The organism is Fusicatenibacter sp., from assembly GCF_050872605.1.
In the GTDB taxonomy this organism is placed as follows: Bacteria; Bacillota; Clostridia; order Lachnospirales; family Lachnospiraceae; genus Fusicatenibacter.
Map to the genome: position 1 here is coordinate 21,727 of NZ_JBNMHD010000025.1, position 24,387 is coordinate 46,113.

General features: G+C 50.8%; 22 protein-coding genes. 17 read left to right on the plus strand and 5 right to left on the minus strand.

The genetic code is table 11. The annotated features are described in order from the left end of the window. The first annotated feature begins 30 nt into the window (after positions 1-30). The 9 genes from ACY2VT_RS08815 (at position 31) to ACY2VT_RS08855 (ending at position 9,459) form a co-directional block, all read left to right on the plus strand. Positions 31-1,149: an anaerobic sulfatase maturase gene (locus tag ACY2VT_RS08815; protein ID WP_461879609.1), complete on the plus strand. Its 1,119-nt coding sequence runs from the start codon at positions 31-33 to the stop codon at positions 1,147-1,149. Positions 1,150-1,152: 3 nt separating this feature from the next. Beyond that, positions 1,153-2,640, plus strand: coding sequence for a sulfatase-like hydrolase/transferase (locus ACY2VT_RS08820; protein WP_461879610.1), 1,488 nt, complete (start codon positions 1,153-1,155; stop codon positions 2,638-2,640). A gap of 98 nt (positions 2,641-2,738) precedes the next feature. Beyond that, positions 2,739-3,305, plus strand: coding sequence for a chromate transporter (locus tag ACY2VT_RS08825; protein WP_461879611.1), 567 nt, complete (start codon positions 2,739-2,741; stop codon positions 3,303-3,305). Next, complete coding sequence (locus ACY2VT_RS08830; protein WP_461879612.1) at positions 3,302-3,871, plus strand: chromate transporter; 570 nt, start codon at positions 3,302-3,304, stop codon at positions 3,869-3,871. Before ACY2VT_RS08825 ends, ACY2VT_RS08830 begins: the two co-directional genes overlap by 4 nt. Positions 3,872-4,315: 444 nt before the next feature. After that, positions 4,316-4,486, plus strand: a complete 171-nt coding sequence (locus ACY2VT_RS08835) for a hypothetical protein (RefSeq protein WP_461879613.1) — start codon at positions 4,316-4,318, stop codon at positions 4,484-4,486. A gap of 72 nt (positions 4,487-4,558) precedes the next feature. Beyond that, positions 4,559-6,214, plus strand: a complete 1,656-nt coding sequence (locus tag ACY2VT_RS08840) for a DUF4091 domain-containing protein (protein WP_461879614.1) — start codon at positions 4,559-4,561, stop codon at positions 6,212-6,214. Between the two features lie 51 nt (positions 6,215-6,265). Then, complete coding sequence (locus tag ACY2VT_RS08845; RefSeq protein ID WP_461879615.1) at positions 6,266-6,457, plus strand: hypothetical protein; 192 nt, start codon at positions 6,266-6,268, stop codon at positions 6,455-6,457. Positions 6,458-6,614: 157 nt separating this feature from the next. After that, a complete protein-coding gene (locus ACY2VT_RS08850) occupies positions 6,615-8,003 on the plus strand; it encodes an MATE family efflux transporter (RefSeq protein WP_461879616.1) in 1,389 nt (462 codons plus the stop codon). A gap of 283 nt (positions 8,004-8,286) precedes the next feature. Beyond that, entirely contained in the window at positions 8,287-9,459 is a 1,173-nt protein-coding gene (locus tag ACY2VT_RS08855; RefSeq protein ID WP_461879617.1) for an NAD(P)-dependent malic enzyme, read from the plus strand. A 99-nt stretch (positions 9,460-9,558) separates the two neighbouring features. On the opposite strand, the gene ACY2VT_RS08860 is transcribed toward ACY2VT_RS08855, so the two are convergent. Continuing rightward, positions 9,559-10,971 carry an aspartate ammonia-lyase gene (locus ACY2VT_RS08860; protein WP_461879618.1) on the minus strand — a complete coding sequence of 471 codons (1,413 nt, stop codon included), beginning with the start codon at positions 10,969-10,971 and terminating at the stop codon, positions 9,559-9,561. 289 nt (positions 10,972-11,260) lie between these two features. Here ACY2VT_RS08860 and ACY2VT_RS08865 point away from each other — a divergent pair, with 289 nt between their 5' ends. From ACY2VT_RS08865 to pdxR, 3 genes are all read left to right on the plus strand, one after another. Further along, positions 11,261-11,749: an Lrp/AsnC family transcriptional regulator gene (locus ACY2VT_RS08865; RefSeq protein WP_461873911.1), complete on the plus strand. Its 489-nt coding sequence runs from the start codon at positions 11,261-11,263 to the stop codon at positions 11,747-11,749. A gap of 151 nt (positions 11,750-11,900) precedes the next feature. Next, complete coding sequence (locus ACY2VT_RS08870; protein WP_461879619.1) at positions 11,901-13,574, plus strand: glutamine--tRNA ligase/YqeY domain fusion protein; 1,674 nt, start codon at positions 11,901-11,903, stop codon at positions 13,572-13,574. An 87-nt stretch (positions 13,575-13,661) separates the two neighbouring features. Continuing rightward, positions 13,662-15,068, plus strand: coding sequence for a MocR-like pyridoxine biosynthesis transcription factor PdxR (pdxR, locus tag ACY2VT_RS08875; RefSeq protein ID WP_461879628.1), 1,407 nt, complete (start codon positions 13,662-13,664; stop codon positions 15,066-15,068). A 97-nt stretch (positions 15,069-15,165) separates the two neighbouring features. Here the strand turns inward: pdxR and pepF are convergent, their stop codons facing one another. The 3 genes from pepF to ACY2VT_RS08890 form a co-directional block, all read right to left on the minus strand. Beyond that, positions 15,166-16,968 (minus strand): oligoendopeptidase F, encoded by a 1,803-nt coding sequence (pepF, locus tag ACY2VT_RS08880; RefSeq protein ID WP_461879620.1) that lies wholly within the window; start codon positions 16,966-16,968, stop codon positions 15,166-15,168. An 82-nt stretch (positions 16,969-17,050) separates the two neighbouring features. Continuing rightward, a complete protein-coding gene (locus ACY2VT_RS08885) occupies positions 17,051-17,545 on the minus strand; it encodes a hypothetical protein (protein ID WP_461879621.1) in 495 nt (164 codons plus the stop codon). A 143-nt stretch (positions 17,546-17,688) separates the two neighbouring features. Next, positions 17,689-18,510: a Cof-type HAD-IIB family hydrolase gene (locus ACY2VT_RS08890; protein WP_461879622.1), complete on the minus strand. Its 822-nt coding sequence runs from the start codon at positions 18,508-18,510 to the stop codon at positions 17,689-17,691. Between the two features lie 71 nt (positions 18,511-18,581). On the opposite strand from ACY2VT_RS08890, the gene ACY2VT_RS08895 reads away from it, so the two are divergent. From ACY2VT_RS08895 to ACY2VT_RS08910, 4 genes are read left to right on the plus strand one after another with little or no spacing between them, the layout of a single operon-like run. Further along, on the plus strand, positions 18,582-18,707 hold the full coding sequence (locus ACY2VT_RS08895) for a hypothetical protein (RefSeq protein WP_459919895.1): 126 nt from the start codon (positions 18,582-18,584) through the stop codon (positions 18,705-18,707). Next, positions 18,685-19,347, plus strand: coding sequence for an HAD family hydrolase (locus tag ACY2VT_RS08900; RefSeq protein WP_461873903.1), 663 nt, complete (start codon positions 18,685-18,687; stop codon positions 19,345-19,347). The genes ACY2VT_RS08895 and ACY2VT_RS08900 overlap by 23 nt, the downstream gene beginning before the upstream one ends. A 23-nt stretch (positions 19,348-19,370) precedes the next feature. Beyond that, complete coding sequence (locus tag ACY2VT_RS08905; protein WP_055221292.1) at positions 19,371-19,634, plus strand: hypothetical protein; 264 nt, start codon at positions 19,371-19,373, stop codon at positions 19,632-19,634. A 24-nt stretch (positions 19,635-19,658) separates the two neighbouring features. Continuing rightward, positions 19,659-21,053, plus strand: a complete 1,395-nt coding sequence (locus tag ACY2VT_RS08910) for an NAD(P)/FAD-dependent oxidoreductase (protein ID WP_461878206.1) — start codon at positions 19,659-19,661, stop codon at positions 21,051-21,053. A gap of 78 nt (positions 21,054-21,131) precedes the next feature. Here the strand turns inward: ACY2VT_RS08910 and ACY2VT_RS08915 are convergent, their stop codons facing one another. Next, on the minus strand, positions 21,132-21,953 hold the full coding sequence (locus ACY2VT_RS08915; RefSeq protein WP_461879623.1) for a helix-turn-helix transcriptional regulator: 822 nt from the start codon (positions 21,951-21,953) through the stop codon (positions 21,132-21,134). A gap of 161 nt (positions 21,954-22,114) precedes the next feature. Here ACY2VT_RS08915 and ACY2VT_RS08920 point away from each other — a divergent pair, with 161 nt between their 5' ends. Then, positions 22,115-24,130 (plus strand): beta-galactosidase, encoded by a 2,016-nt coding sequence (locus tag ACY2VT_RS08920; protein ID WP_461879624.1) that lies wholly within the window; start codon positions 22,115-22,117, stop codon positions 24,128-24,130. Positions 24,131-24,387 lie beyond the last annotated feature (257 nt).

Below are 24,387 nucleotides of genomic sequence, written 5' to 3' on the forward strand. Positions count from 1 at the left end.
TTTAACAGAAAAACAGGAGAAATGTGCGGTATGAAGAACATCAGCATGATGATAAAGCCGGTTTCCGGGCTCTGCAATATGAGCTGCACATACTGCTTTTACTGTGATGAGGCACAAAAGCGGGAAAAGAGCTGTTATGGGCAGATGAGTGAGGAGACACTGAAAAATGTAATCCGGAAGACGATGCTCCCAGCGGATGGTGTCGTGAGCTATACATGGCAGGGCGGAGAGCCGTCGCTTCGCGGACTTGAGTTTTTTCGAAGGGCGGTGGAACTACAGGAGAAATATAACCGGAACGGGGTACAGGTATTCAACGCGTTTCAGACGAACGGGTATGCGATTACGGAGGAATGGTGTGAATTTTTCCGGGAAAAGCATTTTTTGATCGGTCTTTCCGTGGACGGTACGCAGGAAATTCACGATGCATTTCGATGCGGAGCAGATGGAGGCGGCACGTATGATCGTGTGAAAAGAACGGCGGATCTGTTTTCGCGGATGGGGGTAGAGTTTAATGTTTTAACGGTTGTGACATCGCAGCTGGCGGAGCATACGAAAGAGATCTACGAATCGTATCGGAGAAACGGGTGGCAGTTTCAGCAGTATATTGCGTGCCTCGACCCATATGGAGAAAGAAAGGGAGAGAGGCCGTATTCACTCCTGCCGCAGCAGTACGGGGAGTTTCTGTCAGAACTCGCGGGTCTCTGGTACCGGGATCTGAAAAAAGGGCGTCAGCCCTATATCCGTCAGTTTGAAAATTATGTCGGCATGGCGGCTGGGTACCAGCCGGAATCGTGCGAGCAGTGTGGCATCTGCAGTGAGCAGTATGTCGTGGAGGCGGACGGCAGCATCTATCCATGCGATTTTTACGTGATGGATGACTGGTATATGGGAAATCTGAACCGTGACCGGCTGGATGCAGTGGATGCGAAACGGCTGGAAAAATCCTTTATCGGGCGGTCGGCACCGAGTGTGAAATGCCGGGAATGTCGTTTCTTTTCTTTATGCCGTGGCGGCTGCATGCGGAACAGGACGAAGGACAGAAATGGAATATATCAAAATGATTTCTGCGAAGGATACCAGCTTTTTTTCGGGCAATGGTACGATAAATTTGCAGAACTTGGACAGAAGGTAAGAGATGGGAGAGGATAAGACATGAAAAGACAAGTTGTATTTCTGATGACGGATACCACGAGAAAAGATATGGTAGGATGCTATGGTAACGAGAAAATGAAGACTCCGAATCTGGACCGCCTGGCAGCGGAGGGCATTCGATATGAAAACGCATATACGTGTCAGCCTGTATGCGGACCGGCGCGGAGTGCAATTTTTACAGGAACTTTTCCACACACGAACGGCATGGTGACAAACAGTATTGCGATGGGGGATAATGTAAAGACGATCGGACAGCGCTTGAGTGATCATGGAATCGCATGCGGCTATATTGGAAAATACCATCTGGACGGCGGCGACTACTTTGGAAACGGCAGATGCCCAGAAGGGTGGAATCCGGATTACTGGTATGATATGAAAACGTATCTGAATGAACTGAGTGATGCAGATAAAGTGCGCTCAAGGGATCCGAAAGAGGCATACAAAGAAGGTTTTTCAGAAGAGTTTACATATGCGCACCGCTGTTCAAATCGGGCAATCCGGTATCTCGAGGAATTTCAGGATCAGGACTTTTTCTTAACCGTTTCTTACGATGAGCCGCACGGACCGTCGCTTTGCCCAGCACCATTCAATCATATGTATGACGGATTCCAATTTGAACATAATCCGAGTTTTCAGGATGATCTGTCGAAAAAGCCGTTTATGCAGCGGCTGTGGGCAGGAAAGAATCTGTATGCATCCGAAGAGAAGATCAATCAGGCATCAGATGGCTTGGCACTATTCCTGGGATGTAATTCCTTTGTCGATTATGAAATCGGGCGCGTGCTCGATAAGATCCGGCAGATCGCACCAGATGCGTTAGTTATCTTTACTTCGGATCACGGCGACATGCTGGGAGCACACCGGCTGTTTTCGAAAAATGCGGCGGCCTATAAAGAGGTGGCAAATATTCCGTTGATCATAAAAGGCGGAGCTGTCGGCTGTGTCGAGGAAGCTCCTGCATCCCATATTGATCTTGCACCGACGATAATGGAATACTTCGGGCTGCCGGTTCCGAAGCTGATGGAAGGAAAGAGTATGCTTGCTCAGATTCAGGATCCGTCTGTGAAGATTAACGATGAGGTTTATACAGAATTTACCCGTTATGAAGTGGATCATGACGGCTTCGGCGGTCTGCAGGTCATGCGGGCGGTGACTTCGGACCGATACAAGCTGGTTATTCACCTCTGCGATACAGATGAATTTTACGATATGCAGGCGGATCCGCATGAAATCCAAAATCTGATCGATGACGAGCGGTATGCGGAAGTTCGAAATGAACTGCACGACAAGCTGATTGCGCATATGAATGATACGCGGGATCTCTATCGCGGCTATCAGTGGAGGATGCGTTCGTGGAGACCGGATTTCACACCGAACTGGGAAAATGAGGGATATACGAGACAGCGCGAAAACGAGGAATACGAGCCGCGGCAGCTTGACTATGATACAGGGCTTCCGATGGAGACGGCGGTGAGAAAGAAAAACTGACGGAATTTCATAGAGCGTATTTCTTATAGTTTTTTCGTGCAAAATCCGCGTGGAGATGATAGAATAGTGACAACAGAAAAAATGAGGTGAAGAAAACAATGGAATCAAAACGTAAGGTACTGCAGAAACTGTTTTTTTCCACGCTTTATTTGAGTGCGTTTACGTTCGGCGGCGGTTATGTGATTGTGACGCTGATGAAGAAGAAGTTTGTGGATGAGTATCACTGGATTGAGGAGAACGAGATGCTCGATCTGGTGGCAATTGCGCAGTCGTCACCGGGGCCGATTGCGGTGAACGGGGCGATTGTTGTCGGGTATAAGCTGGCGGGAATGGTTGGTGTGCTGGTTTCGATTATCGGAACAATCATTCCGCCGTTTCTGATTATTTCCGTGATTTCCGTCTGCTATCAGGCATTCCGGGATAACTTTTTTGTGAGCCAGATGCTGGAAGGGATGCAGGCCGGTGTCGGGGCCGTGATTGCATCGGTGACGTATGAAATGGGAGCAGGCGTTGTGAAGGAAAAAGACAAACTGTCGCTGGTAATTCTTGTGGGAGCGTTTGCGGCGGCGTGCTTTTTTAGCGTGAATGTGATCTATATTGTTCTGGTCTGCGGTGCCATCGGTGCGGTGCGGACGATTCTGGAGAGACGGAGGAATGCGAAATGATTTATCTTCAGCTATTTTTAAGCTTTTTCCAGATCGGTCTGTTCAGTTTTGGCGGAGGCTATGCTGCCATGCCGCTGATCCAGGGACAGGTAGTGCAGGGCCACGGCTGGCTTTCCATGTCGGAGTTTACCGATCTGATCACTATCTCCCAGATGACCCCGGGTCCGATTGCAGTGAATTCGGCGACTTTTGTCGGAATTAAGATCGCCGGTATTCCGGGCGCACTTGCGGCAACGCTTGGCTGTATTCTGCCGTCTTGTATCCTTGTCACCCTGCTCGCGAAGCTCTATCTGAAATACCGTGAAATGGCAATGCTCCAGGGAATCCTTCACTCGCTCCGCCCGGCGGTCGTGGCGATGATCGGCTCCGCGGGAATTTCGATTCTGGTCACAGCATTCTGGGGCCGCGAAGGAGACACCGTTATTCGATGGGCACAGACAAACTGGAGTCTTGTTGTAATTTTTATCATCAGCCTCATTCTGTTGCAGAAAGGCAAAAAGAACCCAATTTTTGTGATGGTGCTGGCCGGAGTGCTGAAGGTGGCAGTGGCCTTGCTATTTTCCTAGGTGAGTGATAAAATGACGATAGATACGAGAACGAAAAAAACAGGTGAGGAGGGAAAGCGTATGAGACGAAAGATGCAGGCGTTATTTCAAAACGGAGACAAGGATGCTTTTGCCCATGCAGAATAGTGGGCATATAGTACGATAAAGAAAATAATATATGGATAATCGCAGACGCTTACCGAAAGGTAGGCGTCTTTTGAGGTAAGTTTAGTTATAGTCATTCTTGATGCTTGCTGCTATGCTTTATACGATGACTATGGTTACGGATGAACCGGCCAAAGTATGGGAATGTGCTGGAAGCGTTATTTATTATGTTGAGAACGCGTGAGGATACGCCGCAAATGCTGTTTAAGAGGGCAGAGAGCAAACTGGTAAATCCGGTAAAGCGAACCATTTAGCAAGAAGATTAAGAAGCATAAGAATGATGTTTTTCGCTTGACAGAATTGATTGATCCAACAAGCAAGGTGATGGCTCCGCAAGGTGTTTATGAGGATATTCAAAATTTTGTCCAGCGGATGCAGACGGAAAGCGTTGATATTAAGCAGCTGGGACTGGCAGACAGAACAAAAGAGCAGATTCTGGAAGAAGTAAAAGAAATGTATATTGTGCAGTAAGGATAGAGTCACTTCAAGTGTCCTGTGGATACAGTGCATTGCGGTGATTTTTCTAAAAGATCGGGAGGTTTTATGAAAATCAGACAGATTTCCAATTTAAAGAAGATCCGGCAGGAAGCGCTGGAAAATATAGAGCAGGTCGAAGCAATGACAGCGTTGCAGGGCGAGCGGGTGTCGTATCAGGTGGTGTTGGAAAATGAGGAGCGGGCGCAGTTTCGGGTGGAGGTTTTGGCGCCGATTTCGGAGCAGGTGAAGGTTTATCTGGTGCGGGATGTGGTGATGGATCAGCCGGCGATTGAGGAGGGGCTGGAAGAGGAGGATTATCTTTCGCTGGAGCCGGGGATGATGCCGGATGTGCTGGTGCCGCTTGCGGAACAGGGATTTCAGGTCAGTGTTTCGAAGCAGAGAACGGTTCTGTGGGTGCGGATTGATGCAAGAGAAGATCTGGCGGCGGGTTCGTATCTGGTGACTGTGCGGTTTACGAAGGAGAAACAGCCGTGGGAGACGGATGCGGATGTGACGGTGGAGGAGACGACGATGGAGCTTACCGTTCTTTCCTGCCGCATGCCGGAGCAGAAGCTGCATTACACGCGATGGTTCTATGCTGACTGCATTGCGGCGCAGCACAACGTGGAAATCTATTCTGAGGAGCACTGGGCGTGGATTGAAAAATATCTTGCGGCGGCAGCGGATGCGGGCATCAATATGATTCTCGTCCCGATTCATACCCCGCCGCTCGACACGGCAGTCGGTACGACGCGGCCGTGCGTGCAGCTGGTGGAAATTGAGAAGACAGGAGAGACATATCATTTTGATTTCTCAAAATTCCACCGTTTTATCGAAATCTGCAAGCGAAACGGCATCCAGTATTTCGAGATGGCGCACCTGTTTTCCCAGTGGGGAGCGAAATGTGCGGCGAATATTCAGGTGACGGAAAACGGTGAAAAAACGTACCGTTTCGGCTGGCACACACCGGCCGATTCGCCGGAATACACCGCTTTTCTGCGCCAGTATCTCGGAGCCCTTGAGCAGGAGCTTGTACGGGAAGGAATCAGTGAGCATACATATTTCCACATCTCCGACGAGCCGTCCCGCGATCAGATGGAGAGCTATCGTGCAGCATCCGAGATGATTCGTTCCCTGATCGGAGACAGCAAAACGATGGATGCGTTATCTGACTATGATTTCTACGAGCAGGGGCTTGTAGAATGCCCGGTAACAGGCGTTGCCAAAATTACAGAATTTCTGCAGCATGAAATCGAAAATCAGTGGGTCTATTACTGCTGTTACCCGGGAAAGATTTACCCGAACAGTTTTATGGCCATGCCGTCCCGCCGCGTGCGGATTCTCGGTTTTCTGCTGTACAAATTTGCTATCAAAGGCTTTCTGCACTGGGGATTCAACTTTTATCACTCCCAGCTGTCCCGCTACCCGATCAATCCATATCTGACGACCTCCGCCGACCACGCATTCCCGTCCGGCGACGGATTCATCGTCTATCCGGGAAAAGACGCCGTCTATCCGTCCATCCGCGGCGAAATCATGTACGAAGCCATCCAGGATCTCCGGATCTGCGAAGCACTGGAGGCAAAAATCGGAAGAGCGGCAGTAACGGCGCTGATCGATGAAAAAGCAGGCGCACCGCTGACCTTCGAGCAGTACCCGAAGACCGATGCATTCCTCGAAGAACTCCGCGCAGAATTCCTGGGCCGGCTGGAAAGCTGCTGAAAAGCCTTTTTCGGACATCCAAAAGGAGTAGGAGCACTGGAATTCGGAAACTTGTGCAACTCGTTTGCATGGGCAGCGGTTTATGCCGTACTCGTCTACTATCTGTACGCACCGTACATGAAAGGACTTGGATTTACAGAGGGTGAGGCGGCGACGATGACCACAGCCACCTTCCTGATTCCGATTGCCTTCCTGTACAAACTATTTACCAACAGGAGAATCGAAGCAGACGAGAGAAAGTAAGATGTCAAAAAAAGCTATAAAAAAGATAAAAAGGATCTTTCTTTCTAAAAAAGAATCGTGTATAATAAGCATTACTGTCAGGAGCCTTACTGGAGAAATCCAGAAAGGCTCCGATTTATGTCACTTATTTATCATTACAACAGAAAAGGGGGAAATCATGCAGAAACACAGAAAATTTATTGGGGACAAACGGTTTTACCTGATGGTGCTTGGCGTTGCGATGCCGATTATGATTCAGAACGGTATCACCAACTTTGTCAGTCTTCTCGACAACATCATGGTAGGACAGGTCGGCACCGAGCAGATGTCCGGTGTTGCGATCGTCAATCAGCTTCTTTTTATCTATAACCTCTGTATTTTCGGAGGGGTATCCGGTGCGGGAATTTTTACTGCGCAGTATTTCGGACAGGGCAACGACGAGGGTGTGCGAAACACCTTCCGTTTTAAACTCTGGATCGGCGTGATCCTGACTGCAGTGGCAATCACTGTTTTCCTTGGTGCGCACGAGCCTCTGATTCGCCTCTATCTGACAGGCGATCAGGGAAGCCAGGACATGAATGCGACATTAGCCTATGGCATTTCTTATATGAAGGTCATGCTGGTGGGACTCCCGCCGTTCCTGTTTGTGCAGCTTTATGCCAGCACGCTGCGCGAATGCGGCGAGACGATGCTTCCGATGAAGGCCGGTATTACAGCCGTATTTGTCAATCTGATTTTTAATTATATTTTAATCTACGGAAAATTCGGCGCACCGCAGCTCGGCGTTGTCGGTGCGGCAGCCGCAACGGTGCTGTCCCGTTACGTGGAGATGGCGATCGTGCTGATCCGTACGCACGGAAACAAAGAAAAATACCGCTTTACGAAGCATCTGTACCGCACGATCCGTGTTCCGGCGGCTTTGACGAAACAGATTCTCATCAAAGGAACACCTCTGATGCTGAACGAAACATTCTGGGCCGGCGGCGTTGCGATCCTGATGCAGTGTTACTCCGTGCGTGGCCTGAACGTTGTAGCAGCGATGAACATCTCCAACACGATCTCAAACCTGTTTAACGTCGTTTTCATCGCACTCGGCGATTCCGTTGCCATTATCGTCGGACAGCTCCTCGGAGCCGGAAGAATGGAAGAGGCAAAGGATACCGATACGAAGCTGATCACGTTTTCCGTATTACTCTGCATTGTGATCGGCGCGCTGATGGCGCTCGTGGCTCCGCTCTTCCCACGCCTCTACAACACGACGGACGAAGTACGCCACATGGCGGCAATCTTCATCGTGGAAGTGGCCATGTTCATGCCGGTCAATGCATTCCTGCATGCAAGCTACTTTACCCTGCGCTCCGGTGGAAAAACGATCATCACGTTCCTGTTCGACAGCGTCTTCATCTGGGTTGTCAGTGTGCCGGTGGCTTTCTGCCTGAGCCGTTTTACCGGACTTTCGATCTACGCAATCTACTTTATGGTTATGTCGGTTGACCTGATCAAGTGCGTGATTGGATTTGCCCTTGTCAAGAAAGGAGTCTGGCTGCAGAATATTGTAGCGGAATAAAAAAACGATCTGTCCATTTCCAGTCTGAAAAAAGGGCTGGAGTGGGCAGATTTTTTTGCGGGAAATAAAAAAGTAAAACGGCATTTTTGATAAAGTTTCGCAAGTGAAAAGGGTATTTTTGAGTGAAAAGTGGAAAATTTTTCATTAATCAAAACTCTGGTTGAATTTTAAGCAATGCTTGCTATAATAGGGGTGCAGCGAACAGACATCTTGTATGACGCGTGAATCTCTCTTCCTATTATTAATGAGGCGCGTTCATACACCACATGGAGGAAAAAAAGCGATGGATTACGCAAAAGAATCATTAAAGATGCACTATGAATTACGCGGAAAGCTCGAGATGACATCCCGTGCAGCCGTAGATACAAAGGATGCCTTAAGTCTTGCCTATACCCCGGGTGTGGCAGCGCCGTGCCTGGAAATTCAGAAAGATGTCAATAAGAGCTACGAGCTGACCAGAAGATGGAACACGGTAGCTGTTGTTACAGATGGAACCGCAGTCCTCGGACTTGGAGATATCGGACCGGAAGCCGGTATGCCGGTCATGGAAGGAAAATGCGTTTTATTCAAAGAATTCGGCGGTGTCGATGCGATTCCGCTCTGCGTGCGCAGCAAGGATGTCGATGATATCGTCAATACCGTGCGCCTTCTCGCCGGAAGCTTCGGCGGCGTCAACCTGGAGGATATCTCCGCACCGAGATGCTTTGAGATTGAGAAGAAATTAAAGGAATGCTGTGATATTCCGATTTTCCACGACGATCAGCATGGAACCGCAGTCATCACACTGGCCGGCGTCATCAATGCGTTAAAACTCGTCGGAAAGAAACTGGATGAAGTCAAAATCGTCACCTCAGGAGCCGGCGCAGCCGGAATCGCGATCATCCGCCTGCTGATCTCGATGGGCCTCAAAAACGTTATCATGACCGACCGCAAAGGTGCGATCTACGAGGGACGCGACGGCCTGAACCCGATCAAAGAGGAGATGGCAAAGATCACAAACTACAACCATGAGAAAGGCACCCTTGCCGAGGTGATCAAAGGAGCCGACATTTTCATCGGCGTTTCCGCACCGGGAACCCTGACCGCAGATATGGTGCGCACCATGGCAAAAGACCCGATTATTTTTGCATGCGCAAATCCGACCCCGGAGATCTTCCCGGATGAGGCGAAAGCCGCAGGAGCAGCCGTTGTCAGCACCGGAAGAAGCGATTACCCGAACCAGGTCAACAACGTTCTCTGCTTCCCGGGCATCTTCCGCGGAGCGCTCGACGTGCGCGCATCGGATATCAACGATGAGATGAAGGTTGCAGCAGCGTATGCGATTGCAGGCCTTGTAAGTGATGAGGAGCTGAACGCAGACTACATCCTTCCAGCAGCGTTTGATCCGCGTGTCAAAGACGCAGTCGCATCGGCAGTTGCAGAGGCTGCCAAGAAGAGCGGCGTAGCGAGAATCTAAGAAGAATTTCAGATAGAGCAGAACGAGAAAAAGACTTTCCGGACAAACATAACATCCGGGAAGTCTTTTTCTGGTGTTTTCATATGATACAGAGCGGATTCAGCCCACCAGATCATCCTCGTCCGGCAGTTCCGGTCCGGTCAGCGCGTACGGGTCGAGAATGTCGTCGAGCTGCTTCTGCGTCAGCAACTCATCCTTCAGAACGAGAGAGGTAACGCTCTCGCCTGTCTTCAGCGATTTCTTCGCAATCGAAGCTGCTTTCTGATATCCGATATACGGGCAGAGAGCTGTCGTGATGCCGACGCTCTTCGAAACGAGATCTTCACACCGTTTCTCATTTGCCGTAATGCCGAGAATACAGTTCTTCACGAGTGTCGTAACGGCTCCTGTCATCGAGGTGATGGAGGAGAACAGGGAATAGAAGACAACCGGCTCGAACGCATTCAGCTCCATCTGTCCTGCCTCAGCAGCCATCGTGATGGCCGTATCATTTCCGATGACATGGAACGCAACCTGTGTCACAACCTCCGGGATAACCGGGTTGATCTTTCCAGGCATGATCGAGGAACCGTTCTGCATCGGCGGCAGGTTGATCTCGCCGAAGCCGGTGCGCGGACCGCTGGACAGAAGACGCAGATCGTTGCACATCTTGGAAAGGTTGACGGCGCAGGTCTTGAGAGAACCCGAAACATTCACAAAGCAGTCGAGGTTCTCCGTCGCATCAAACAGATCCTCCGCCTGCATCAGCGGGTAGCCTGTGACAGCGGCGAGTGTCGGAACAATGTGGTGGAGATAATAGTCCGAAGCATTGATGGTCGTGCCGATCGCGGTTCCGCCGAGATTGACCGTATAGAGATCTTTGCTGGTGCGGTGGATGCGGCGGATGTCACGCTCAATCATCGTTGCGTAAGCGTGGAAGCTCTGGCCGAGACGCATCGGAACAGCGTCCTCAAGCTGTGTTCTTCCCATTTTCAGGATGTGGTCAAACTCCTGTGACTTGCCGAGCAGTGCAGCGTGGAGAGATTCCAGTGCGTGCAGCAGATGCGGGAGCAGATCAAGAACGGTCAGCTTTCCGGCAGTCGGGATAACGTCGTTCGTGGACTGTGCCATGTTGACGTGATCATTCGGGTGAACAATAGAATAATCTCCCTTTGTGCCGCCCAGAAGCTCAATAGCACGGTTTGCGATGACTTCGTTTGCGTTCATGTTGGCGCTTGTTCCGGCACCGCCCTGGATTCCGTCAACGATGAATTCTTCTTTTAATTTGCCGGAAATAATTTCATCACTGGCATTGATAATGGCAGCCGCTTTTTCTTCCGGAAGACGTCCTGCTTCGCGGTTGGAGATGGCAGCTGCCTTTTTGATTTTGGCGAGATTCTGGATCATGACCGGGTTGATCGGTGTTCCTGTGATCGGAAAATTCCGTTTTGCACGGAGAGACTGTACTCCATAGTAGGCGTCAGATGGGACTTCCAGGGTACCAATTGAATCTGCTTCCATTCTTGTTTTCATAATAATCTCCTTCTTTCTGCACGAGTTAAATTGTATATATTGTCTGAAACAATTCTTGCTTTTCAGTCGATACCGGAAGAATAACACCAGCCACAGAATTTGTAAATACCGCCGCCGAAGAACTGTGAAATCTTATTTATTTTTGCGTTTGATTTTAAATACCAAGGGACAGAAGCACTTTTTCTTTCTTTTCGAAAGCCGGCTTCTGTCGGATCACGTTTTCGTAGACAAAAAACGGCGAACGTGATATGCTGAACAGTATAAAAGTGAAAAAACAGGAGAGCAGCGTATGAAACATGAAAAAAGCAGAAACGATGCGGCGCGCCATGAGCTCGATCATATCGATGCAAAAATCCTGAATCTCCTTCGGGAAAACGCCAGGATGCCGCTGAAAGAAATTGCGGAACATGTATTTTTATCCTCCCCGGCAGTCTCGGCCAGAATCGAGCGGCTGGAAAAGGAAGGCTACATTACAGGATATCAGGTAAAATTAAATCCGGCGCTTTTAGGATATCCGATTAAAGCATTTATTAACCTCGAGGTTGAGCCGGTTCAGAAGAAAGAATTTTATCCCTATATTGAAAAGGTCCACAATGTCGTGGAATGTAATTGCGTTACCGGTGATTACTCCATGCTCATTGAGGGCCTTTTTGTCAGCACCATTGAGCTCGACCAGTTCATCGGGGAGCTGCAGCATTTCGGCCGGACGCGGACGCAGATCGTGTTCTCGACCTCCGTGGAGCACCGCCAGGTGACCGCACACGAGGCAGAAGAATAGGCACCGGTCCGCTTCGGCGGCTTTGTGTACCGAAAAAAATGCTTTGCAGGAGAATGCTTTTGTGTTATAGTGATAAAATACACAGAGCATTTTGCGCCCTTTTCGGGGCAGTGCTCCAAACGAAAAGATTTGAGGGAGGCCTGACCTTATTATGGAAGAAAAAGAAGTTGTTTCCAAAAATTTTATCGAGCTTGCGATTGACAAAGATCTGGCAGAGGGCGTTTACGACCATGTCTGCACACGATTCCCGCCGGAGCCAAACGGCTATCTTCATATCGGACATGCAAAATCCATTCTGTTAAACTACGGTTTATCACAGGAGTACAACGGAGAGTTCCACATGCGTTTCGATGATACCAACCCGACAAAAGAGAAAACCGAGTTTGTCGATTCCATCAAAGCCGATATCCAGTGGCTTGGCGCAGACTGGAAAGATCATCTGTACTACGCATCCGATTATTTCCCGCAGATGTATGAGGCAGCCGTAAAACTGATCAAAAAAGGAAAAGCATTCGTCTGCGATCTGTCCGCAGAGGAGATCCGTGAGTACCGCGGAACCTTAACCGAGCCTGGAAAAGAGAGCCCGTACCGCAATCGTTCCGTAGAGGAAAACCTGGACCTGTTCGAGCGCATGAAAAACGGCGAATTCGAGGACGGAAGCAAAGTACTCCGTGCGAAAATCGATATGGCATCACCGAACATCAACATGAGAGACCCGGTTATCTACCGTGTAGCCCATATGCATCACCACAGAACCGGCGATACCTGGTGCATCTACCCGATGTACGACTTCGCGCATCCGATCGAGGACGCCATCGAAGGCATCACCCATTCCATCTGTACCCTGGAGTTTGAGGATCACCGTCCGCTGTACGACTGGGTTGTACGTGAGCTGGAATATCCGATGCCGCCGCGCCAGATCGAGTTCGCAAAACTGTATCTGACCAACGTGGTTACCGGAAAACGTTACATTAAAAAGCTGGTAGAGGACGGCGTTGTAGACGGCTGGGATGATCCGCGTCTCGTATCCATCGCAGCACTCCGCCGCAGAGGCTTTACACCGGAGTCCATCAAGAAATTCGTAGATCTGTGCGGTGTATCAAAAGCAAACAGCTCCGTTGACTATGCGATGCTGGAGTACTGCATCCGCGAGGACCTGAAGCTGAAAAAAGCCCGTACCATGGCAGTCTTAAATCCGGTGAAACTTGTCATCGACAACTATCCGGAAGACCAGATCGAGATGCTGGAAGTACAGAACAACCTCGAGAATCCGGAGCTTGGCAGCCGCCAGGTACCGTTCGGAAGAGAGCTGTACATCGAGCGCGAAGACTTCATGGAGGAGCCGGTCCGCAAATACTTCCGTATGTTCCCGGGCAATGAGGTCCGCCTGATGAACGCATACTTTGTAACCTGCACCGGATGCGAGAAAGACGAGAACGGAAACATTACCGTAATCCATGGAACGTACGATCCGGAGTCCAAGGGAGGAAATTCCCCGGACGGAAGAAAAGTCAAAGGAACGATCCACTGGGTAGCAGCAAAGACAGCCGTCAAAGCAGAGTGCCGTCTGTACGAAAACCTGATCGACGAGGAGAAGGGCGTTTACAACGAGGATGGTTCCATGAACCTGAATCCGAACTCCCTGACCGTATTAAAAGAGTGCTATCTGGAGCCGTCTTTAAAAGATGCGAAAGCATACGACAGCTTCCAGTTTGTCAGAAACGGATTCTTCTGTGTAGACGCAAAAGATTCCAGAGAGGATGCACTGGTGTTCAACCGCATCGTATCCCTGAAGAGCTCTTTCAAGCTGCCGGCAGCGAAATAAATAAGAATTTTGAAATGGAACAGAGCAGCCGCCTGGATGAAACCGACATCCCAGGCGGCTGTGCTTTTTGTCAGGGGAGATGGGAAGATGAATGAATTGACGATTTCGCTGGATCCGCACCGGAAGACACCGCTCTATGAGCAGATCTACGGTTTTATCCGCGAGGAAATCCGCGGCGGACGGATCCGTGCAGGGGAGCGGCTGCCGTCGGCGCGGGCGCTTTCGGGCTATCTGTCGGTGAGCCGGAGTACCGTGGATCTGGCGTATGAGCAGCTCGTATCCGAAGGGTATCTGGAGAGTGTGCCGTGCAAAGGATATTTTGTCTGTGAGATTGAGGGACTGTACCGCCTCGATGAAAAGAAAGAGGAGACAAAAGAGGATGATGCCGCGGAGCAGACGCCGTTCCGCTACGATTTTGCGGTGACCGGCACGGCGCCGGGCGGATTTCCGCAGAACAGCTGGAAGAAGATCTCGAAAGAAGTCCTGCTGGACGCAGATGACAGCCTGTTCCAGCTCGGGGATGCGAAGGGCGAGCACGGCCTCCGGGAGGCGATCCGCGACTATCTGCACCACGCACGCGGCGTGAACTGCCGCACGGAGCAGATCATCGTCGGAGCGGGAAATGATTATCTGCTGATGCTGCTTTCGGTGATCTTAGGGCGTGGTCATAAAGTGGCGATGGAAAACCCGACGTATATCAGTGCCTACCGCTGCTTTGCAAAGCTCGGCTATGCGATGTGCACGATTTCAATGGACGAAGCGGGCATGCGGCCGGCGGAGCTGGAAAAGAGCGGGGCGGATCTGGCGTACATCATGCCGTCCCACCAGTTCCCGATGGGCATGGTCATGCCGATGAAGCGGCGGATGCAGCTCCTTGCGTGGGCATCGAGGGAAAATGGGCGGTATCTGATCGAGGATGATTACGACAGTGAATTCCGCTACAAGGGCCGCCCGATCCCGGCACTGCAGGGCAATGACACAGAGGGAAAAGTGATCTATCTTGGAACGTTTTCGCGGGCGATTGCGCCGTCCATCCGCATCAGCTACATGGTGCTGCCGGAGACGCTGCTGCCTGCCTACGAGGAGAACGGAAGATGCTTTTCCGCGACAGTTTCGAAGACGGATCAGAAGATTCTGGAAGAATTTATGCGGAGCGGCGCGTTCGAGCGCCATCTGAACCGGATGCGTGCGCAGTATAAAGGAAAGCACGACCTGCTGATCCGGCTTCTGAAGGAGTTTGGGCGGGAGTACACGGTGTCCGGCGAGAATGCGGGTGTCCATGTGCTGGTCCACCTGCCGAAAGGACTCTCTGAAGCGGAGGCGGTACAGCGGGCAAAAGAGGATGGCGTGCGTGTGTATGGGCTGGAGCGGTACTGCATCGGCGCTGCCGCAGATCCCGCACAGGGCGGCACGGTGCTGCTCGGGTATGCGGGGCTTTCGGAGGAGAAGATTGCAGAGGCAGCTGCGATTCTGAAAAAATGCTGGAATGCGTGAAAAAAGATATGAAAAAAACGGATTGCTTCGTCAGTGATAGAAACTGACGGAACAATCCGTTTTTACTGTTTGATAGAGAGTTGCAATGCGGACGGGATCAGCAGCCCAGCTCTTCGGTCAGCTCGCAGATCTCATCGATGATCGATCCAATCGTCTCAATCGTATCGAGAAGCGGCGCATCCGTCGAGATATCAACGCCGGCCATCTTTGCCAGTTCTTCCGGTGTCTTTGTGCTTCCGGCAGTCAGTACCTTTTTCCAGTCATCGACAGCGGTCTGGCCTTCGTTTTCGATGCGCTTGCAGACCTGTGTGGCAACGGTCAGTCCGGCGCTGTAGGTGTAAGAGTAAAGTCCCATATAGTAATGCGGCTGGCGCATCCAGGTGAGCGCTGCGTCATCGGAAATTTCCACATCATCGCCCCAGAACTTCTGCAGGGTCTCTTTCATGATGCTGCTTAACGTCTCAGCCTGTACACTGTCGCCGGCATCGATGAGCTTGTAAACCTCGCGCTGGTAAGCAGCCTCCATCAGATGGGTGACAAAGTTGTGATAATATGTGTTGCTGATCATACAGCTTAAAACCCAGCGGCGGAACCGCTTGTCCGGGTTCGTTTTCAGCAGATAATGAGCCATCAGAAGCTCGTTCATGGTAGACGGCGCCTCGACAAAATAAGAGGAAACCTCGGTATCGAGAATCGCCTGTGCGCCGTTGCAGAGACGGAAATGGCCGGCGTGGCCGAGTTCATGCGCCAGCGTGAAAACATCTGCCATGCGGTTATTCCAGCTTAAGAGAATAAAGGAACCTTTTCCGTACGGGCTGGCGCAGAAGCCGCCGGTGGATTTTCCCTGGTTCTGTGCAAAGTCAACCCAGCGTTTTTTGTACGCCTCCTGAATCATGGAAACGTAATCGTCGCCGAGAATGGCAAGGCCTTTTTCGATGTACTGTTTCGATTCCTCGATCGTGACAGACGGATCGTACTCCGGGTCGACGGCGATTTTCAGATCGGCGAAAGTCATGTGGTCAAGGTTGTGGATCTTTTTCAGCAGGCGGGCATATTTGCGCATATGCGGAGCCAGACGGGTGGTGATGAGATCGATCTGACGGTTGTACAGCTCGCGGCTGACCTGCTGCGGGAACAGAAGGGAGTCGATGACGGAATCGAAGCCGCGCAGCGTGGCCATGGTCTTTTCTGTCTGCAGCTGGGCATTGTAAGCAGCTGCCGTTACATTTTCATACTGTCTGATTTTTGCAGAAAAGGCGGAGAATGCACTGCGGCGGATATCGGTGTCTTTTTCGTACTCATAATTATCTTCAAACAGGGAGTAGCCGAGCGGATATTCTTTTCCGTTTACGGTGAAAGAATCAAATTTCATATCGGCAAGTTTTGCCATGTTGTAGATCTGGTATGGAGCTGAGAAGGTCTGGGACAGAGCGGAAATGGCACGCTCGGTTTCCGGACTCAGGCGGTGTGCCTTGTTGCGGAGAATCTCGGCGAGATAGCAGCGGTTCGTATCTGACTGCTGCATGGCCTCGTTCAAAACATCCTCTGACTGTTCGGAAAGCTCGCTCTCGATAAAGGTGAGACGGCTGAAAACCTCAGAGATCAGGCTGTTGATGCGGTCGTTGCGCGTCTGGTTTGCACTGTTGTAATAGTCGACAGAGACGGCGAGATCGCAGTAGTTGGCGGTCAGTGTGATCAGACGGTAGACCTCCTGGTAATCGTCGAGGCAGTGGTTGATCGTGGCTGCGTCGGTGAGGTTTCCTTTGTAGGATGCTTCCATAGAAAGACTTAATTCTTTCATTTTCTGCGCATCGGCAAGCATGGCCTCCTCGGCTGGATAGATTAAAGACAGGTCCCATGTAAGTTCTGCAGGGACGTCATCGCGTTTTGCAAGTTCCATAACAATCTCCTTTCCATAAAAAAGGGGAGGTTTCCCTCCCCAGGAATTACTTCCTTATGTTTCTATATTCTGTTTTTAGGTTTTATTCTGCGGTTACTTCGCTTTTTTCCTGCGGAGAAACTTCACAATCCGCCGTAGACGGTGTTTCTTCTGCGGCGCCTGCAGTTTCTTCTGTTGTTTCTTCCTTGCAAGAATCCGCTTCATCATCGCCAGATTCAGCTTTCGGCGCTTCACATGCGCTTTCGCTATCGTCCGCACCGCTTTCTTTTTCCGTGTCTTCTTCTTCGGACTCTGCGGTTTCGCTTTCAGCTTCTGCATCAGCTGTTTCGGAACCCTCATTGCAAGCTGCAGATTCCGGATCCGGTGCAGCATCCTCTGCACTTTTCGTTTTCGGAAGGGGCGTATAAGTACGTTCAGCAGGAGCGGACTCTTCCTCTTCAAATTCGTCTTTAAAATCGTCAAAATCTGTTTCAAGATCTGCTTTTCCTTTCCGGATAAAATAGACTGCCGCACCGCAGGCTGCGCCGACAGCGGCAGAAGCCAGAGTAAGCAGAATACGTTTTGATTTCCGTGACATATCGATTCAAGTCTCCTTTCAAATGCTGTCTTTTGAAACTATTGTAATACAGTTTCAACAAAAAAGAAAGTAAAATCTTACAGAATTCGGAAAAAGTGCCAAAGAAAACAAGAAAAAGAAGGTTTCTTGACACAGAAACAGCATCAGGCAAGGATAAACTTACGAAGAATCTCTGCCACACCGCTGTGGTTGCAGTCGTTTTCTGTGATATAATCCGCACTTGCTTTTACCGCATCGGTTGCGTTTTTCATGGCGGCACCGATGGCAGCGGCCTCGATCATCGAAATATCATTTTCCTGATCTCCGGCGGCCACGGTGTTGGCAAGCGGAATCTGAAGAAGCTCGCAGAGTTTTTTCACGGCATGGCCCTTGGAAACGTGTTCCGGGACATGCTCGAGGTAATGCGGGCTGGAGTAGAACATCGAAATTTTTCCTTTCGCCCACGGCTCCATGGCAGCGCGGTAAGCATCCATTTTGGCACGGTCGTGGAGATCAATTACAATCATCTTGCACGGCTCCTCGGAGAGGTGTTCCGGCAGAAGCGGATCCTCCACAACGGGAATGTGGATTGCCTGCGTGTAAATACGCGTTTCCTCGCCCGCATGGCGGCAGAGAAGAGAGGTGTCGGAGTAGGTGTGGCAGTAGAGGCCTGCCTCCTGCGTTTTTTCGAAAATGACGCGTGCATATTCGAGCGGAATCGTGCGGCGGTACAGCGTTTTTTGCGCAGCACAGTCGTAAATCAGTCCGCCGTTGAAAGCGATGGCATAGCAGCCTTCGCGGTCAAGTCCGAGCTCTTTTAAGATCGGCAGAAAGCCGGAGAGCGGGCGGCCGGTGTTGAACACAATTTTGTGGCCGGCGGCAAGTGCCTCTGAAATGGCATCCATGTTTTCTTTTGTCACCTGCTTTTCGGAATTCAGCAGGGTATCGTCCATATCGGTAAAAAATATTTTCAAAGTCTGATTCATATTTTGTTTTTTTCCTTTCCAAGAATCTGAAAAACAGCTTCATTTTAGCACAAAGTGCAGGAAAAGAAAATATGGTTGCGCAGGGAGAAAATACAGGATATAATGATTGCGGACAAGAAGAGAGAGAAGAAAGAAAATCGAAGAACAAAAGAGACAACGAAGGGAAGTCAGAATATGATAAAAGCTTGTATCTTTGACCTGGACGGCACCATCGCAGACACCGTAGAGTCGATTGCGCATGCAGTCAACCGCGTTCTGGAACATTTTGGACTTGTGCCGCGCCCGGTAGAAGCCTTCAACTTTTACGCCGGAGACGGTTTCGATCTGGCAGTGGAGCGCGCCTTAAAAGACGCCGGAGATGCAGAACTGAACTATCTGCAGGAGGGCATCCGCCTTGGCCGCGCGTGGTTCAACGAGGACCCGCTGTATCATGTAAAGCCGTATCCTAATATGCGGGAAACCCTGACCGCGCTGCGGGAAGAAGTTCCGATTGCCGTATGTTCCAACAAGCCGCACGAGGCGGCCATCCACGTCGTGGAGAGTGTGTACGGACCGGGATTTTTCAACCGGATTCAGGGGCAGACCGCAGAAATCCCGAGAAAGCCGTCTCCGATCGGTGCGCTCGCGATTGCAGACGCACTCGGCGCCAGACCGGAAGAGTGCCTATATTTTGGAGATACCAATACGGATATGCAGACCGGAAACGCCGCAGGCATGTTTACCGTTGGTGTGACGTGGGGATTCCGTCCGCGCCAGGAGCTGATCGACAACCACGCGATGGAACTGCTCGACCGGCCGGAGGAAATCTTAACGCTTTTTCACAGAAAGAATCAATAAAACGAACAGAGGAGGAAACCAGAATGGGAGAATATACCGAAGAATGCATCAACACATTTTTAATGAACCAGGGCCAGTTATTCGATGAGCCGGTGGCTGAAAATTACGATGAGGCAGAGGCCTTTCTGGAGGACTGCCTTGCAGTCGTTGCCGACAATCTGGACGACGTGCGCGCCTACATGGAAGAAGAGGGCATGGACGTGGAAGAAATGTCGGATGCAGAATTAGAAGAGCAGAGCGAAGTCTTTGCCCTGCCGGACGGCCAGTATCTGATCGTGATGGGGTAAAAAACGAGAGGAAATTAAAAAAGAATGAAATATGATGTCATTATTATCGGCGCAGGCCCGTCAGGTATTTTCTGTGCCTATGAACTGCTGAAAGAAAAACCGGATCTGAAGGTGCTGATGATCGAAAAAGGACGTTCGATCGAAAGCCGTCAGTGTCCAAAGAGAAAAACGAAAAAATGCGTGAACTGCAAACCGTGCTCGATCACAACGGGATTTGCCGGAGCAGGCGCATTCTCCGACGGAAAGCTTTCCCTTTCCCCGGATGTCGGCGGAAATCTGCCGGAGATTTTAGGATATGAAAAGACGGTTGAGCTGATCCACGAGTCCGACCAGATCTATCTGGATTTCGGCGCAGACAAGAACGTTTACGGTGTCGATAAAGAAAAAGAGATCCGTGAGATCCGCCGCAGAGCGATCAACGCCAACCTGAAACTGATCGAATGTCCGATCCGCCATCTCGGAACCGAGGAGGGCTACAAGATTTACAGCCGCCTCGAGGATCACTTAAAAGAGATCGGCGTGGAGATGAAATTCAACACGATGGTCAATAATATTATGATCGAGGACGGCCGTGCGACAGCTGTAACGCTTGAGGACGGAACGGTTTACGAGGCAGATGAGATTGTCTCCGCAGTAGGCCGAGAGGGAGCCGACTGGTTCTCCCATATCTGCAACAGTCACGGCATTGAGACCGAGGTCGGAACTGTCGATATCGGTGTCCGCGTGGAAGTCCGCGACGAGGTCATGGAGTTCCTGAACAAGAACCTGTACGAGGCAAAACTCGTTTACTATACCCCGACCTTCGATGACAAAGTGCGTACCTTCTGTACGAACCCGTCCGGAGAGGTGGCAACCGAGTATTATGAAAACGGTCTGGCAGTTGTAAACGGTCACGCTTACAAATCCCAGGAGTTCAAGACAAACAATACAAACTTTGCCCTTCTGGTATCGAAAAACTTCACGAAACCGTTCAAGACCCCGATCGAGTACGGCAAACAGATCGCACAGCTCTCCAACATGCTCTGCGACGGCAAGATCCTTGTTCAGACGTACGGCGATTTCAAGCGCGGAAGAAGAACGACAGAAGAGCGTCTCTGCCGCAACAACCTGATCCCGACCTTAAAAGATGCCGTTCCGGGCGACCTTTCCCTGGTCTTCCCGCACCGTATCATGGTCGACATTGCCGAGATGATCGAAGCCCTCGATAAAGTTACCCCGGGTATCGCCAGCGATGAGACTCTGCTGTACGGCGTAGAGGTAAAATTCTATTCCAACAAAGTTGTCGTAGACAAAGACTTCTGCACCAGCGTCAAAGGCCTCCGCGCCATCGGCGACGGCGCATCCGTGACCCGCGGCCTCCAGCAGGCAAGCGCAAATGGACTGTCGGTTGCGAGAAGCATTCTGAAAAGCATGAAATAAGAGAGAATGAAAAAAAGATCCTTCGTCTGTAAAATGAGACGGGGGATTTTTTTGTGCCGGAAAGTGGGATGCTGCAGATTATACGCCGTACAGCTTCCGGAACTGCTTCGGCGTTGTCCCGGTCTGCTGGCGGAAAACCGAGATAAAGTAACTGACATCGCGGTAGCCGCAGAGGGCAGCGATGCCGTCGAGCGTAGTGTAAGGACGGCTGATGAGAAGCTCCTTGGCGCGGCTGATGCGCAGAACGCTGATGTACGAGCGGACAGAGCTGCCGACAAAACGCTGGAACAGGCGGGTCAGGTACTGCGGCGTGATATGGAGTTGTTCCGCCAGATCATCCACATCGAGCGGGTCGGAAAGGTGACTTTCGATTTCCTGCATTGCCGGGCGGACATACTGGAGATACAGCGGATGCTCCGTCCGGGAAAGGCCGGTGCGGAGCTGGGAAAGCCGTGTCAGAAACTCGAAGCATCCGACGGAGAGCGCAGTATCATCGATTTCATTTTTCAGAAAATGCGAGTCGATCATGCGGTCAATCCATTCCTGAAACCACGTACCCTCCGAGGCCGGGACAAAAAGATACGGCGCGACGGCACAGATTTTATAGAGATCCTCGGAGAGTTTTCCGTCAAAGGTCAGAAAGGATGTAAACCACATCCCGCTTCCGCCGTTTTCGCGGTATTCATGCGGCACATGCGGAGCAATCAGAACCCCGTCGCCTGGTTTCAGCAAAAGTTCCTGGCCTTCGAGGGTCAGCAGCCCTTCGCCGCGTTCCGTCTGGATCCAGTGATACAGGGGAAAGCCGTTCGGGCGCACAACGGGCTCCTGCAGCCAGCGGTTGCCGATGCTGTCAGCGGAGAGGGAAAAATCCGAGGCGGATGGTTTAAAGAAAATAGGCATAACAGTCAGTTCCTTTCTGAAAGAAAAGTCTAAAATAAGATTCCGGAATGAGTTTCGAAAATTCATACTTTTTAGACAAGCATATCATACTTTTCTCACAAAGACCAGTATATAATAGAGCCATCAAAACGAGATATCCAAACACAGGAGGAACCAAAAAAATGCAGCCAAAATTCAAAAAAATGTTATACGGAGGAGACTACAACCCGAACCAGTGGCCAAAAGAGATCTGGGATGAGGATATGAAACTTTTCCATCAGGCCGGCATCAACAGCACCACGATCAACGTATTTTCCTGGGCAAAAATCCAGCCGTCCGAGAATGAGTACGACTTCACCGAGCTCGACGAGATCGTAGACACCCTGACAAAAGAGGACGTTCAGATCGTCATGGCAACATCCACCGGCGCACTCCCGGCATGGATGGTACACCGTTATCCGGAAGTGGCAAGGACCGATTTCGAAGGACGCCATCACAAATTCGGCCATCGCCACAATGCGTGCCCGAACAGCCCGGTTTTCCAGAAATATGCAAAACGCCTCGCAGAAAAACTGGCTGAGCGCTACGGCGACAACAAAAACATCGTCTGCTGGCACATCAGCAATGAGTACGGCGGCGAGTGCTACTGCGAGAACTGTGCAAAGGCATTCCGCGTATGGCTGAAAGACAAATATAAAACACTCGACGAAGTCAACAAGGCATGGAACATGGAGTTCTGGGGCCACACGATCTACGACTGGGACGAGATTGTACCGCCGAACGATCTGGGAGACGGAATGGCATGGGGATGCGGCACTGCATTCGCAGGTATCTCTCTTGACTACATGCGTTTCAACTCCGACGGCATGCTGAATAACTACAAAATGGAGCGCGACGCGATCCGTAAATACGACAAAGAAACCCCGATCACCACAAACCTGATGGGAACGTACAAAGGCCTCGACTACTTCAAGTGGGCAAAAGAAATGGATATCGTATCCTGGGACAACTACCCGAGCTACAATACGCCATGGAGCCACGTAGCCATGACCCACGACCTGATGCGCGGCCTCAAAGACGCACCGTTCATGCTGATGGAGCAGACTCCGAGCCAGCAGAACTGGCAGCCGTACAACTCCTTAAAGAAACCGGGCCAGATGCGCGCACAGAGCTATCAGACCGTTGCACACGGCGCAGACACGATTCAGTTCTTCCAGCTGAGAAGAAGCGTCGGCGGATGCGAGAAATTCCACGGTGCTGTTATCGCACACGCAGGAACCGCAGATACCCGTGTCTTCCGTGAGGTAACCCAGCTCGGAAAAGAACTGGAGAAAATCGGAAGCCGTGTGATGGGCTCCGAGAACCACGCAAAAGTCGGCATCATCTTCGACTGGGAAAACTACTGGGCACTGGAGTACACCAGCGGACCGAACCGCGATTTACGTTACGTAGATCAGATCGAGCAGATGTACAATTACTTCTATAACAAGAACATCGCTGTCGATATGATCCCGATCGACGCGGACTTCTCCAAATATGACCTCGTTGCAGCACCGGTTCTCTACATGGTAAAAGACGGTGTGGCAGAGAGCCTGGAAGCTTATGTACAGGCAGGCGGAACTCTCATCACCACCTACATGAGCGGTATCGTCGGACAGTCGGACAACGTTCATCTCGGCGGATACCCGGGATCGCTCAGAAAAATGGCAGGCGTATGGGTAGAAGAGATCGACGCTCTTGCACCGGAGCAGAGAAACAAGATCCGTTTCGCAGACGGAACCGAGGAAGAGTGCCGTCTCGTATGCGACCTGATGCACCTCGAGGGAGCCGAAGAAGTTGCCAAATATGAGGATGACTTCTACGCAGGCATGACCGCAGTTGCGAAGAATTCGTTCGGAAAAGGAATCGTATACTATGTCGGAACCGACCTCTCCGAGAACGGCCTTGCAAAAGTACTTGCCATGGCAGCAGACGGCGCAGCTATTCAGCCGGTCATCGAAGAAGCAACCGCACTGGAAATCACAAAACGCCAGGCAGACGGCGAGGATCTGTACTTTATCATCAACTTCAAGGATGAGGAGCTTCCGCTTCCGGCAGTCTTCGACGGAAAAGAAGATATCCTGACTGGAGAAAAAGTACAGGGCGGCGAGATGCTGAAGAAATACGATCTGCGCATTGTCAGCGTTCCGAGAGCATAATATGAAACATACTATATAGTAGAAAAATAACAAAAAAGACACAGCGGGAAGCAGAAGGATACTTCCCGCTGTGTCTTTTTGATGCAGTGAATTTATTCGGATGCTTATAGCAATCCTCGAAAATAATGCAAAAAATTCAGCACCGCAGAGCGTGAATTACTGCGTCACAGATTTTCGTCGTACCCCGGTACGCCTTCAAATCTGTTCCTTGCAATTCGCGCTCTGCAGCACTGCCTTTTTTGCATTATTTTCGGGTC